1 protein-coding gene is annotated in these 1060 nt (G+C 72.6%); it reads left to right on the forward strand.

Going from position 1 to position 1060, the window contains the following annotated elements; genetic code table 11:
* Positions 1–1060, forward strand: a 1060-nt coding sequence (locus QR78_RS32095) for a polysaccharide biosynthesis/export family protein (protein ID WP_053221073.1), incomplete at both ends; no start/stop codon positions are given.

Consider the following 1060-nt stretch of genomic DNA (forward strand, 5'->3'; position numbering starts at 1 on the left):
TCGCAATGGTCGGCGGCGCCGCCCGCCCCGGGGGGAAGCCAGTCGTGGGCCTCGCCCGGGGGCGACTTCCAGACAAGGCTCGACGGCACCTTCGCGGTCGACACGGACGGCCGCGTCTCGCTGCCGATGGTCGGCGACGTGCCGGCGGAAGGGCGCAGCACCGCGGAGCTGGGCGCGGCGATCGCCGCCCTGTTCCAGGGCAAGTTCGGCACGCTCACGGCGCCGAGCGCCTCGGTCGAGATCATCGAGTACCGGCCGTTCTACATCGTCGGCGTGGTCGACCGGCCGGGCAGCTACCCGTTCCGCCCCGGGATGACGGTCTTGCATGCGCTGAGCATCGCCGGCGGGCTCTACCGGCGGCCCGACATGGAGCTCGGCCGCTACCAGCGCGACCTGATGAGCGCCACCGGCGACACCGCGGTCCAGGCGGTCAACCGCGACATCCTGCTCGCGCGGATCGCCCGGCTCGAGGCCGAGCTCGCCGGTCGGGACGCGGTCGCGCTCCCCGACGAGCTCGCGGCCCGCAAGGGCGACCCGGGGGTCGTGCGGGCGATGGCCGACGAGACCAAGTTTTTGAAGCAGCGCCAGGCGGCGCTCGCCGCGGCGGTCGCCAACCAGCAGCAGATCAAGGTCCTGGCGGAGAACCAGAACAAGGCGATCGAGGGGCAGTCCGCCGCGATCGACCGGCAGATCGCCGTGGCGAAGAAGGAACTCGAGGACCAGACCGATCTCGTCTCCCGCGGCCTGTCGCGCCGGCCGGTCCTGTTCCCGATCGAATCGCGCCTCGCCGAGGCGGAGGGCAAGAAGCGCCAGCTCCACTCCGACATGCTCAAGAACGCGCAGGACGTCACCCGCGCCGAGCAGACCGCCGTCGAGCTGAGGACCACGCGGCGCACCGAGATCCTCGACCAGATCAAGGAGGCGCAGGGCAACCTCGAGCAGGTGCGCCAGAAGATCGCCGGCAACGGCCGGGTCGTCGAGCACGCGACCGGGGAGGTGGCGCGGCGCACCGGCGAGGCGCAGCCCGCCTACGCCATCCTGCGCCGCGCCACCTCCCCGG

It is taken from the genome of Methylobacterium indicum (assembly GCF_001043895.1).
In the GTDB taxonomy this organism is placed as follows: domain Bacteria; phylum Pseudomonadota; class Alphaproteobacteria; order Rhizobiales; family Beijerinckiaceae; genus Methylobacterium; species Methylobacterium indicum.